At 53.4% G+C, this 12195-nt stretch carries 10 protein-coding genes; 3 read left to right on the forward strand and 7 right to left on the reverse strand.

All coding sequences use genetic code 11. The annotated features are described in order from the left end of the window. The first annotated feature begins 17 nt into the window (after window positions 1-17). Window positions 18-905 (forward strand): replication initiator protein A, encoded by an 888-nt coding sequence (locus HF931_RS05675; protein ID WP_273242343.1) that lies wholly within the window; start codon window positions 18-20, stop codon window positions 903-905. A 351-nt stretch (window positions 906-1256) separates the two neighbouring features. Next, window positions 1257-2471 carry a hypothetical protein gene (locus HF931_RS05680; protein ID WP_273242345.1) on the forward strand — a complete coding sequence of 405 codons (1215 nt, stop codon included), beginning with the start codon at window positions 1257-1259 and terminating at the stop codon, window positions 2469-2471. A 22-nt stretch (window positions 2472-2493) separates the two neighbouring features. On the opposite strand, the gene HF931_RS05685 is transcribed toward HF931_RS05680, so the two are convergent. The 3 genes from HF931_RS05685 to HF931_RS05695 form a co-directional block, all read right to left on the reverse strand. Further along, window positions 2494-4107 (reverse strand): UvrD-helicase domain-containing protein, encoded by a 1614-nt coding sequence (locus HF931_RS05685; RefSeq protein ID WP_273242347.1) that lies wholly within the window; start codon window positions 4105-4107, stop codon window positions 2494-2496. Window positions 4108-4807: 700 nt separating this feature from the next. Continuing rightward, the gene (locus HF931_RS05690; protein ID WP_273242349.1) at window positions 4808-5383 is read right to left on the reverse strand and encodes a hypothetical protein; all 576 of its coding nucleotides are present in this window, start codon (window positions 5381-5383) and stop codon (window positions 4808-4810) included. Window positions 5384-5781: 398 nt separating this feature from the next. Next, the gene (locus HF931_RS05695) at window positions 5782-6582 is read right to left on the reverse strand and encodes a PDZ domain-containing protein (RefSeq protein WP_273242350.1); all 801 of its coding nucleotides are present in this window, start codon (window positions 6580-6582) and stop codon (window positions 5782-5784) included. A gap of 267 nt (window positions 6583-6849) precedes the next feature. Between HF931_RS05695 and HF931_RS05700 the strand changes: the two genes are divergently transcribed. Continuing rightward, window positions 6850-7974, forward strand: a complete 1125-nt coding sequence (locus HF931_RS05700; RefSeq protein WP_273242352.1) for an AAA family ATPase — start codon at window positions 6850-6852, stop codon at window positions 7972-7974. 213 nt (window positions 7975-8187) lie between these two features. Here HF931_RS05700 and HF931_RS05705 read toward each other — a convergent pair whose 3' ends face one another. The 4 genes from HF931_RS05705 to HF931_RS05720 all read right to left on the reverse strand — a co-directional run bounded on the left by HF931_RS05705 (window position 8188) and on the right by HF931_RS05720 (window position 11959). Beyond that, window positions 8188-9684 carry a UdgX family uracil-DNA binding protein gene (locus HF931_RS05705; RefSeq protein WP_273242354.1) on the reverse strand — a complete coding sequence of 499 codons (1497 nt, stop codon included), beginning with the start codon at window positions 9682-9684 and terminating at the stop codon, window positions 8188-8190. Beyond that, on the reverse strand, window positions 9681-10931 hold the full coding sequence (locus tag HF931_RS05710; protein WP_273242356.1) for a putative DNA modification/repair radical SAM protein: 1251 nt from the start codon (window positions 10929-10931) through the stop codon (window positions 9681-9683). Before HF931_RS05710 ends, HF931_RS05705 begins: the two co-directional genes overlap by 4 nt. 80 nt (window positions 10932-11011) lie before the next feature. After that, window positions 11012-11545: an RNA 2',3'-cyclic phosphodiesterase gene (gene thpR, locus HF931_RS05715; RefSeq protein ID WP_273242358.1), complete on the reverse strand. Its 534-nt coding sequence runs from the start codon at window positions 11543-11545 to the stop codon at window positions 11012-11014. 81 nt (window positions 11546-11626) lie between these two features. Then, window positions 11627-11959, reverse strand: coding sequence for a DUF2853 family protein (locus tag HF931_RS05720; RefSeq protein ID WP_035547570.1), 333 nt, complete (start codon window positions 11957-11959; stop codon window positions 11627-11629). Window positions 11960-12195: the final 236 nt, after the last annotated feature.

The raw sequence follows: 12195 nt of genomic DNA on the forward strand, positions 1-12195 counted from the left end.
AACCCGAATACTGGGCGATGGTTTCTGAAAACCCGAACGAAACGAGCTTGCTGCCGGTCCGGCACCCGCAGCAGGATTTGTTCATATGCGATATCGCCGACTGCGTGTTGAAGAATGATATCGCTAGCATGGAGCATCCGGTCTTTTCGCTTTCCAAAAAGCCGGATCTGAGCGTGCGGGAATATGTTAATGGCGACAAACGCCTGACGGTGACGCCGAGCGTCAAAGGCATGGCGACAATCTACGACAAGGACATTCTGATTTTTGCCATCAGTCAGCTCATGGCGGCAAAGAACCGGGGCGATCCCATCAGCTGTGAACTACGTCTCAGCGCACGGTCCTTTCTGGTCTTCGCGAACCGGCACACTGGGGGAGGGGATTATGAACAGCTTGAAGCCGCGCTTGATCGATTGACGGGTACACGCCTGAAGACATCCATCCGCACGGGCGGGGAGAAGCAGGAATCCTGGTTCGGCCTTGTGGAAAGCGCGTATGTGAAGCGCTTCGAACATGGGGGTGGCAGTGAAGGCCGAGTACAGGAGTTGCGCATCACCCTGTCGGACTGGCTGTTCAATGCCGTGACGGCGAACGAAGTGCTGAGCATGCATCCCGACTATTTCCGGCTACGAAAGCCGATCGAGCGTCGGTTGTACGAAATTGCGCGCAAGCATTGTGGCGTGCAGGATGAATGGCGAGTTGGGTTGAGATTGCTATACAAGAAGACCGGTGCGCGAAGTCCGATAAAGCAGTTCCGATTTCTGCTGAAAAACTTGCAGGACCAACAGCACTTGCCAGATTACAAAATAGCGATTGAAGCTGATGGGGAAAATGTAAGCTTTGCAAGACGGTCGGAGGTAGCATGTCCGCCACGGACAAATTTTCTCCATGTTGCGGATGAACGGTAGCTTGCAAAAGAGTCTGGGTGCGCATTTTGCAATGGTGGCGCGATGTCTGGACGAGGATTCTGACCTCGACACGATGGAAGAAGGTTCTTCTCCGCAATGGCTCGACCGCGAGCCCGAAGTTGAAGCTCGTCCCGGAGCCGTGTGGTCAAGGACTACCCGGCGCAATACGGAGCGTTTGTATAAAGATCTGGTTTAGCCACTGGCGCAATGTGGGGACTAAACGGGCCAAGGGTGAAATTTCAGATGGGTGGTGATCGGGCAAGTTTCGGTCATCTGAGAGGGGTTTTCAGTCTCTGAAAAGCAGTGTTTTCTATTGCTCAGGTAAGTGGGGCGACAGGTGAGCGTTCTTATATGGGAAAGAAAAGAAAGTTAACTCTACTTTATTTGAGTGTTGGTGATTGGGCTACGGTTGTGTGCGCCATTATTGCTGGTGTTACCCTTTACGTGCAGATTTACAAACCTACGAGCAGCACAGGGACAGGTTCGCCTGTGATAAACGATGGTGAGCTCCGGCGATCGTCTAAAGCAACTGAGGCTGACGATTCCATGCCAGGGGAGGCAGCTTCGACAGAGATCGTAGATCTGACAGTGTTGCAGGCTGGAACGAGTTTGGAGTTTGTAAGGCAAACGTTTGGAGCGCCATATAGACTTGGTCGCAATGGTGAGCTTCAGTACAATTACCTGAACTATGCGATCACCTTTTTGCATGATGAAGGCGGTCTTACGGGCTACATAGTCGAGCGTGGATTTGGGGATAGCTTTGATGAGGCGCGCAAAGTGATCGTCAAAACGCACTTTGGTGAACTTGATCGGATCAACGGCAGTTATCTCGTGGGGTATGGGGGTGGTTGCAATGTCTTTCCAACAGATCGAGGTCACATGTACCATGATGGTAACGCGTTCGACCCCGCGATTGGACTAGATTGTTGGGGGGGGAATGAGCTTCCCAATTTGCGTGGCCAGCCGCTTCCTGAATCGCGAGCAATATTTTTGGAAGCTCCAGATTCGCCGCTAAAAAAGTTCCTGTATATGAACAGAGATTCGATCGATATCGAGGACTTTATGACGAAGTATCCGGAGCCATTTTGTTGGGTCAGCGTTCCTAGAGCTCTGGATCGATACTTGGTTGAAGACGGGGCTGTATTCCAAGAGGAAGTTGACCTGCTCGAATCGTCACATGATTATAGTCTAGAAAATGAATATGCTGATTTTTTCTTTAGTTTTTTTCAAGATGTACGTGTACTGGAAGTGTATCTGGCAGATAAGCCAGAAATTCTGGGTGAAGTAGATAGGTTTGAGGTTTTTTCCTATCGAGCTGCTGTCAAGTCACGTGGCGGGAAACCGGAAAGTGCCTGTTGGGCAGATCCACATTTTTCTGCATATTTTGGCTTCCTATCAGAAGCCGAACGTCAGTATAGTCAGCTTCGTCCCTTGGCTGAAGATGTACGGGAAATGGTGCGATCACATTTTTCGGAACAGTCGTCGCTCAAACGTGTAGCAATCCCAACATTTGCGTTAGATTCTAAAAATCCTCCAGTGATAGTCGGGACATCGGAAGAGCGATAGGTAACCCATTCTGAGTGTTGATTCAGGCCAAAGCCTGAGACGTTGCCAAATCCTGATCGGGAGCCAGATTGCCGGAGAAGGCTGACACGAGAACGGGATCGACCACCAGCCGGCGCTTCGCGCGTGTCATGGCCACATAGAAAAGACGGGCCTCTGAATATGGAATGCGTTCATTCTTGGTGCTGCTCAGCGAAAAATCTTCGGCAATCCGAACGCTATCCCATTCGCGCCCTTTGGCTTTGTGGGCGGTCGAGATGACCAGGTCTGCGTCGGCTTCATCCTCTATGCACGACAAGACTGCGCGCCAAAGCGCGCCCCGGCCAACGGATTGAACAAGGGTCACGAATGGCAGCAGGGCTTCCCCTTCGGGCTCTTCGACAAATTCCAGAACCTCATTCCAATTGTAGAACCCGAAGAATTCCGGCTGCGCGCCAGGTTTGCCGTTCTGCAACGCATCCACATCACGGAGCAGCGATTTCATCTGATCGGATCCGCCCACCACATGTGGACGTCGTTCTTCGTTGAGTGCTTCAAGTACTTCTTTGAACAGCATCGCGTTGGATCGGGTCAGGACCGTTCGAGCGTCTCCGAAAGATTTAATTTCTGTCTGGACCTTGCCAAAGCCTTTGAGCTTCTGGGTCTCGCCCATGGCATGGAGCACTCTGTTGGCTTCCGCAGCTAGGGCTGGTCCAAACCGAAACGATGTTGTCAGATGGGCTTCATGCTGCGCGTCAATTTCCGCCATGGCATTCACGGCACCTCGCCATTCGTAGATTTGCTGGTGCTTGTCTCCGACATAAATGACCTGGCAGTCCTGGTTCTTGAGAACTGACAGAACCGCTGGATTGGTATCTTGCGCTTCATCGAGCAGGACATAGTCGAACGCAAATTTGGGTTCCATGAGCGACCATAGCTTCAGGTAGCCGTCGTGTCCGAGCGGTATGTCGCTATCTTCACTGAGCATTTGATCCCACAAGACTTCGGCCTGTGAGAAGATATAATTGTTCAGTTCCACTTTTCGCTCTGGTGGAAGACCAAGCGCCCGTCCGAGAAGTTGGACGTGCTCGGGAGCAAGCTGATCATGCTCTGACTGACAGAACTGCCTGACAGCGACCAATGTCAGGTAGGCAATCATGTCTGGCTTCAGGGTGATTGGGCCAGCTCTATAGTCTTCAAGCTCCCAGGCCGATGCCAGTTGCTTTGCGTTGATGGAGTTGAACCATTTGTCACGAGACAAGGGAAAACGTGGTCGGACATCGCGAAGGGCTGCGGAGTGAGTGGTACGGCATTCTACATTTCCACGGAACGACTGCTTGGCCTCGGAGGCAATCGACTTGTTAAATGCCAGATAGAGGCCGCGCTCTTTTGGGGCTGTTGCGGCCAGAAACTTTAAAGTCGACGTTTTTCCCGCACCGGCGAACGCAGAGATCTTCATTGATTGTTTTGAAACGAACAGGTCGACGGCTGCTTCTTGCTCATCCGTAGCTGGATAGTCGAAAATGGTTTGCCAGTTTCCGGGACGCGCACGCTTTCTATTGGTAGGTGTAGGTTTGTTACGATTGAACAGGTCTTTCTGGATGACCCGTCGCTTCTTCTCGGCATTCTTCTTTGGGGCACTCCTCTTCGGAGCAACCATCTGGGAAGATTCAAGTTCACTCAGAAGCCGTCTCGCAGCCCTGGTCGTTCTGTAGCTTTTAAGTTCTTCGATGATTTCTAGGACATCCTCGGGATGATTTTTCGCGTGGCGCTCCAGATCAACAACCCCGAGGCTTGAAAATCGCCGTGTCACCAATAGTTCTCCCAAATGTTTAGCCGTGTGGAATCTCGTGAAGTAGTAGTAGGGTGGGCAGTTGAGATCTATGCCGCCGTAGGACCCGGGGAACAATTAAAGATTTAAGTGAAGCCGCAACCGGTCACGAATCTCTATGATCGTTGGGGGGGGCGAAATTCAGAAACGAGACAATGGGGGTCGGTGGATGGCGGTAACCAATTTTGCGTCGGGCGTTCCGCTTCGCGAAGTACTGCCTTGAGGGTCAATACGTTCAAGCGAAGTGCATGAAGTTTGCAGCATTCGCCATGCCCCGTACCTGTGTTGCGACAGCAAAGCTCATAATCGTTGAACCCCATCAGCCGGGAATAAGGGTACGGAAATCCAAGGTGGTCCTGAGGACAATATCGACGCCCGGTCCAGCGACCGAAGAATTCCAGATCCAAATGCCGCATTGCCGAAACACTATAGATATCAAGCAGAGATGGGTCGCGCCTCTATATTGTTAGGCATCTCAAAGTTTCAGATGTTGAATTCCTGCTTTGTGGGAGGGGGGGGCTCGACTAATTTATTGGTGCGCTCGTTCAGTCATGCAATCTTTCACTGATTGTGCGGCGTTGGCTGCACCCGTGAAATCTACTTTTCCCTCTGCAGAGAAAGCGCCCACTTTGATATTCGGGTACTCATACCCAAACTTGCTGTACTCGATGACCTTGCCGTCCAGGGTTTCGAAAGATTGTTCCTTTTCTGAGTAAAAGGACCGCATGAACTTTTCGCCCTCGAACCGGTATTCATCGCGAACAGACGCCTTGTGACGTGTAGCAATGTCCCAAGATGGGGGGATATTGTACTCCAAGCTCGTGTCGTCGTAGCGGATAACGGCGTACGCATCGTCACCGTAGAAATAGTCTGCGGCAAAGGGTTCAGGATAGTCACCGTCCAGATTGTTCTTGATGGCGAAGCAGGTCGTGGAATACTTGTTTTGGCCGACCCAGAAACGCCAGCCATCCCGTTCTCCCAGGAAAGTCATATACTCACCGGGCTGGATTTCCTTCTCGATGCCCGTCTGCCATTGGGCGAGCGCGTGCGGAATGTTTAGTGCAAAGAGCCCCAAAGTAAGGACCAACGAGAATTTGTATTTCAATTGCATAATCCTTTTAAAGCGAAAGTAGGTCGAGAATCAGCCCCATGGCGCCAAATTACCAACATTGCAATCACCCGCAGAACTCACACAACGTATCCAGAAGGAGCATTCTATTGTCGTCCAGATCTTGATCTAGGAGCTCTGTCGCACTGTAGATAGAGATGTTGGCTTCATGGAGTATCTTGACTGTCCGCGCTATTTGTAAATTGAGCCAGCGTCACAGCAAGAATAGACAATTGGATTCCCCAGCGCTCAGTATGACGCCGCTCTGATTTCCCGCGAGCCGGGACCAGGCAGAAATTTGGAATTGGTCCCTTGGCATCAAGTGGGTCGAACGGAACTGGCTTGAGCGGATTGAGTTTCAGTAGGTGCGGCACCGATCTGTATATCCAATAAGTTTATCCGTCAGTGAGGGGAGTACATCCGGTCCCGGTCACGAGTGAAATCATGAGCCGTTCCGAACGGCTTCCGACTCTGCGCACGATAAGAAGCTCAGCATTTTCCACCGCACTGGGCGGCGGTGCGTCGGTGATTGGTCTGCCATTCACTTCCAGAATGTAGTCGTTCGGGAGTATGTCGGCATCGTACGCAGGACTACCTTTGCGAACCGCTGCCACGCGAAAACCCTTGTTCGTGCCAAGAGCGGATTTTTCCGTATCGTTAAGCTCTTCCGGAAAAACGCCCAAACATGGTTCCGTCATCGGGGCGAAGTACAATGCGTTTTGATCGTATCGTCTGGTTGAATAAGGGATGTAGGTCGTAGACGGAACAGTGGTGGTGGTTGTGCCGTTATAATATCCGGTGGCCATTCCACCGGTTCCATACGCAGTCGCTGTTCCAGTGGTGTTTGAAGTAATCGTCTTAGTTGTGGTCAGGGGAACGGCGCCAGATACTGTGTTGGTATATTCAGATGTCAGGACGACATACTCTGCGCCAACTTTCTTCGCTTGTGCGATTGCACCAGATGTATCCTCGGACGGACCATTGAATGACGACTCGCCAATCAGTTTGTATCCGTTGGTGAACATTGAATACACGACTTCTTGCGGTGTGCCGGGAACATTGACGATCTCGGGCGCCTTTGAAGGTGGCGCGATGTAGTCGATGCCCTGTGAATAGTCAGTGTAATATTGCGAATATCCTGAAGAGCAGGCAGCCGCAAAGCTCAGGATCCCAAACGCTAGCCATCTCAAAGACAATTTGATCTCTCCCCCGTTAAATCTCCGATGGTATTATAAGGTATGCTTAAGGCGTGTCGAGCATTGGATCTGGCGTAAGCGAAATTCCCATAGACCAAGTATTTGTATGAAGCACCTAGACCACAGCCGCGACTTTGGGCGCCTGGTAAAATGGCCTTCAAAATTCCTCAACTTGACGGTTTGAATTCTTCATGGCCATCCAGCCCAATGTTCAAGTTTGTCCAATGGTTTTAATACCTTACTGGTTGAGATGCTTTGGAGCGCACAGTGATATTTTTTTACATTTTCTATTGGTTCCTCACGCAACGCCTATCGCTGAGATATAGCCTTTTGGTGGTGGCTTCGGTTGAAGTATCGCGGATCGTATTCTCAGGAGTGCTTCGCTCGAGCATCGACCCGATGTTCGATGATTCGCATTTCTTTGAGATGCTGGCTTTCAACTTAGGCATCTTTGTTCCTTTGGCGATCGTCTTCGTTTGCGTTGTCCACTTCAGTGGCAAACTCTTGAAAAAATGGCGGTCCAAAAAAAAGATCGAACAAGCGTCCGAATTGGCAAAGCGGGTTGATGCCGTTCCGTTAGCGGTAGAAGTTGTGCCGAACGTTCAGCCAATAGTGTCTGAATCCGAACCTGAGCACAAAATCACACACCAAAAAGTATCGGAGCCGTCAGAGACAATGCGAGCTCCGCGCAAACTAGATGGCATCATGCGCTTGCGCATTGTTGCGACCATATTGATTTTTTTGGGGTGTGCGGGTTTCGCAACCATGGCCGTCGGTGAATATGCTTCCTACAGCTACGAAGCGGACCAATCGTTTGGCCGCAAAGTGCAACTCATGCGTGATTTCGAGGAAAATAGTGAGCTACAGGAACAGTGTGCGACTGATGATGCATTTTTTGAAGAGAACCCACCCTCACATCTGAAGGATAATACCACAGGCAAATCGTGGAGGGCGAGCTGGGAAGCGTCTGAGCAGTTAAAACGATCATTGGAGTCTATTGAATCTGCGCTGTTCACGTGCGGATTGAAGACCGGCTACGTAGAAGACTGCGAGGCGTATCGATTGTTCGACGACTTGTACAAATCATGCAAAAGGCGGAACCGCGAACAAGATCGAAAAGCAGCCGAGCAGAAATCGAAGTGCGCGTCACTTGAAGAGCAGAAAGCTACCATCGTCGCCCAACTCGATTTGGATGACAGATACTTCGAACATTTGAGTCGCTGCGATTCACCATACGATGAGGTGAACGACGCATTTGAGCGGAAGGAGTTGGCCGATCGGGAGCTCCGGGACCAAATTGTTCTCGGCGTGGTACTCGTGTTTGGAGGTCCTGGATTGTTCTGGGGAATGGGAAGCGTGATAGGATGGATTGTTCGCGGCTTCCGCCAGTAAGCGGGCCACGCGGGAGCTTTATAACTTGGCGTTGTCTTCGGGTGTGCCAGAGGTTCGCTGCTACCGGCACGCAACTGACACGCAAACCCGGAACAGAATGGGGTTTGAGTGATTTTTCCCGGTCGTGTGTGATTGGTTAAGGGGCTGATATCATTGGCTATTGTGGTATTGTAGGATAGTCTGGTTCCCATTCGTAATGCGGGGGTCAGGTGTTCAAGTCACCTTAGCGGCACCATTTTCTTCCCGGAAATTCGTTCCCTTCACGGCGCCGTCCAGAAATGAGCGTGCCATTAGTAGATCCTGCGCGAAATGTTGGCGTTCGGTCAGGGCGCGGTCCGCGTCTGGCAGGCGGAGGAGATAGGCGGGATGGACCGTCACGAGCAAGGATGCCCCGCCGGGGACGGGCTGAATTTTTCCGCGCACATCTGATATTTTGACTGAGTGACCGAGCACGCCTCGTGCAGCGCTTGCGCCAAGCGCAATGATCAGATCCGGTTGAACCTGCTGGCGTTCCAGGTCGAGCCACCAGCGACATGTATCGATTTCTCCGGCATTTGGCCGCTGGTGCATGCGTCGCTTGCCGCGCGGCGTGAATTTGAAATGCTTGACGGCATTGGTGACATAGGCCGCGCCCCTGTCCAGCCCGGCTTCGGCCAGCATCGTGTCGAGCAATTGTCCGGCAGGCCCCATGAAGGGGCGTCCGGCAACGTCTTCCTGATCGCCAGGTTGCTCTCCCACGATCATCAATCGTGCGTCTTCAGGCCCTTCGCCCGGCACGCTTTGGGATGCGTCCTTGTAGAGCGGACACCGCTGGCACGCAGAGATTGCCGAGCGGATTCCGGCGAACGTTTCCAGCGTCGGGGCAGGGGCGGCTTGAGCGGCGCGTTGGCGGTCCAGATGTGTGGCCAGCGGATTGGGGGCTTGGAGCGGCTGAGCCTGCATGGAGCGGGCTCGGGTCGGCGCCGTCGCGATCAGTTCGGGGATCAAATCCGCTTCCGGCAAATTCTTCCAGTACTTTCGTGGCATTTCCGATGTCATCGCACTGATCTTCAAGCGCGCCGGATTGAAGATGGAGCGGAAATAGGTGCGCCATTGGTCCTCCACGGCGTCATCTGGCGGAACGTCGGATCGCTGGCCACCCTCGCTGAAGCGTAGTGAGCGCCCATCCCAACAGGCGGTTCGGTCCGGCGTGACGATAATCCAGTCCATGTTTGGAAACCGGCGCTGGAAGAAGGGCGCGCTAAGCTCCAGCGTGCGATGGGTCGGCTCGAACCACGCCGCGAAGGTCTCCCGACCATCTGGATCGGTTCCCGTCTCCCGGAACCGGACAAAGGCATGGGTCTTGTGGATATCCCGGCGTACCGCCTTGTCGCTGGACATGAGCCAGCGAATGTCATCGTCTGTTATCTGATCAATGTGCAATGTGCGCGCCTGCAGGCGGAACAGAATACGATAGAGACGGGCAAATCGCTGCGGGTCGGTATGACAAATGGTGCGGCGCGCCAAATCTATGAAGCGCTTTGAAACGCGCATCGGAGATGCCGGCTTGGCGGCGGATGTTTGGAATGTGGCAGCGGACAAGAGATCGCTGGGTGCGCCCTGTATCTTCCAGTCGACCGCATCCGGAGCAATGGCTTCGGCTAGAAGGCCGCGTGCGAGTCGTCGCCATCCTTCGAAATCCGTTTCATGTTCCAACTCGGCGGCGATCATGTGAACAGGTCCAGCTGCTTGGGCGCTGGAAGGAATCGCTGCTTCAGGTCCGCCGTATCTGTCAGCTTTCCGGGTGACCATCCGGATGCCGTAATGAAGGGACGAACAGTTTTCAGGCTGCGGACGATCCGGCCAAGATCATCCAAAGTCAGGCGCGTGTGGCGCCGCGCGGCGACGATGCGTTTGGCACTGGTTGGGCCCAGGCCCGGTATGCGTAGCAACTCCTGATAGCTCGCCCGGTTGACATCCATCGGGAACAGGCCGCGATTCCGCAGGGCCCAGGAGAGCTTCGGGTCCACGTCGAGGTCCAGCATGCCATTGTCAGCAACCGATGTGATTTCCGCCGTCGTGAACCCATAGAAACGGAACATCCAATCGGCCTGGTAAAGCCGGTGTTCCCGGATCAGGGGAGGGCGGATGGGCGGTAGGTCCGCGCTGGCGTCTGGAACCGGGCTGTAGGCGGAATAATAGACGCGCTTCAGGCCATAGCCCGCATAGAGCCGGGCGGAGGAGTTGAGAATGTCGGCGTCACTGGAGGCATCTGCGCCGACAATCATTTGTGTGGATTGTCCACCGGGCGCAAACGCCGGAGGTTTTGCGCGTTTCAGGATACGGCTGGCTTTCGCATCCTTTACGTTATCAATCTCATAGCGGATATCCGCCATCGTCTTGCGAATGGTCTGTCCGCTTTTCTCCGGGGCGTAGTGCGTCAGTCCCTGTTCGGATGGCAGCTCCACATTCACCGACAATCGGTCCGCATGTTTGCCGGCCAGCCGGATCAGTTCCGGATCTGCCTCGGCGATCGTTTTCAAGTGGATGTAGCCGCGAAAGCCATGATCCTCGCGAAGGCTGCGGGCCACCTCCAGCAATTGCTCCATTGTGTAATTCGGCGAACGGATAATTCCGGAGGAGAGAAAGAGCCCTTCAATATAGTTGCGTTTGTAGAAGTCGAGGGTCAGTTTGACGACTTCTTTAACGGAAAACCGCTCGCGTTGTACGTTCGAAGACGACCGATTGATGCAGTAGCGGCAGTCGAAGATGCAAAAATTCGTCAGCAGTATTTTCAGCAGTGATATGCAACGACCATCAGGGGCATAGGAGTGGCAAATCCCCATGCCTTCTGTTGAGCCAATCCCGTTCGTGCCAACCGAGTTTCGTTTCCTTGATCCGGATGATGCGCATGACGCGTCGTACTTTGCCGCGTCTGCGAGAATTTCCAGCTTCTGAATGAGGGTACGGCGCGCCATGATCCTGCTCCTGTTGATGCGAGAACATATCAGGAACTTTCTTGGCTGCACTAATCTATGTCAGTCGCTGCGACGCAGGGTCACTCCAGTATGTAGTCAGCTTCCGCGACATATCGGCTGGGGCCGTTGCCCATGTGGCTGGAGTAGAGGTGGAAGCCTTCTACCCAGAAGGATCCGCTGCGATAGGCGTGGTGGCGTTCGACCCAGACGCGGGTCTCGTCCAGTGGTGTGCCGTGCAGATAGGCAAGGGTCACGTGGGGCGTGAACGGGTGACGATCCAATGGCAGGCCGAGACGCCGTGCCGCCTGATCGCACTTGGCAGAGAGCGCGCGCAAGGGATCACTTTCTCGCACACGGGCCCAGACCGCTGATGGTTCCCTGCGTCCAAACCAGCCCATGCCTTCGAGGGACAATTCAAACGGCGAACAAGAGATGGCGGCGAGCAGCTCGTCGAGATCCCGTGCGTCCGTATGCGAGACGTCTCCGAAAAAGCGGAGCGTGATGTGGAAATTTTCTTCCGGTCGCCAGCTCGCGCCGGAAAGCCCGGTCTGAGTTTCCATCAAGCCGGGATGGAGCTGGTCCGGGACGGCAATGGCAGCAAACAATCTATACATGACTGGGTTGAAGCCTGTTCTGCGCAAAAAGAAAACCCGGCGCGCGGGCCGGGCTTCCAGGAAGATTGATTGTCGGCAGTATCAGCCGGCCAATGCGTCCAGCTTGCCGAAATGTTCGGCCAGCAGGTAGTAGAACGTGACGCGGGATTTGTTTCCGCCTTCAGCGCTCATCTTGTCGCAAACAGCCTTGATCGCGTCGTCCAACTCGCCCTGTGTGTGCGGCAGCCCCAGCTTGCCACGGCACCACTTTTCCCGGATGCGGTCCAGTTCACCGGAGTCGCTGCACGCCACAATCGAGCTATCCCGATTGCGAAGAGCAATTCCCAAACGTCCCACGATTTTTTCAGCGGCGGCCTGATTGTAACCGTTCGCATATTTCTTGATATTTTCGGCATATTCTGATGCGTCTGCCATTTACGTCCCCTTCATTCTAAGCGCCCCCACTGTTGGAAATGCGCCAGAACACGAAAATTAACCTTGGTCAAAACCAAGTCAATGGACAACACGAAGTTGAGAGCAGCACTAAATAGCGAATACTACTCGTTTGAAGCTTTGATGAGGCGGAAATCAATCAAACAGTATCAATTACTAGCAGTTTCTGCCAATTACGCTGGCCTTTTGATGTGTGGTGGGACTTTGCAGGCCTGAAA

It is taken from the genome of Hyphomonas atlantica corrig. (assembly GCF_017795365.1).
Lineage (GTDB): Bacteria > Pseudomonadota > Alphaproteobacteria > Caulobacterales > Hyphomonadaceae > Hyphomonas > Hyphomonas atlantica.

Coding starts and splice junctions, on each gene's coding strand:
- HF931_RS05675 (WP_273242343.1), top strand. CDS start 18: ATGGTTTCTGAAAACCCGAACGAAACGAGCTTGCTGCCGGTCCGGCAC.
- HF931_RS05680 (WP_273242345.1), top strand. CDS start 1,257: ATGGGAAAGAAAAGAAAGTTAACTCTACTTTATTTGAGTGTTGGTGAT.
- HF931_RS05685 (WP_273242347.1), bottom strand. CDS start 4,107: ATGGTTGCTCCGAAGAGGAGTGCCCCAAAGAAGAATGCCGAGAAGAAG.
- HF931_RS05705 (WP_273242354.1), bottom strand. CDS start 9,684: ATGATCGCCGCCGAGTTGGAACATGAAACGGATTTCGAAGGATGGCGA.
- HF931_RS05710 (WP_273242356.1), bottom strand. CDS start 10,931: ATGGCGCGCCGTACCCTCATTCAGAAGCTGGAAATTCTCGCAGACGCG.
- thpR (WP_273242358.1), bottom strand. CDS start 11,545: ATGTATAGATTGTTTGCTGCCATTGCCGTCCCGGACCAGCTCCATCCC.
- HF931_RS05720 (WP_035547570.1), bottom strand. CDS start 11,959: ATGGCAGACGCATCAGAATATGCCGAAAATATCAAGAAATATGCGAAC.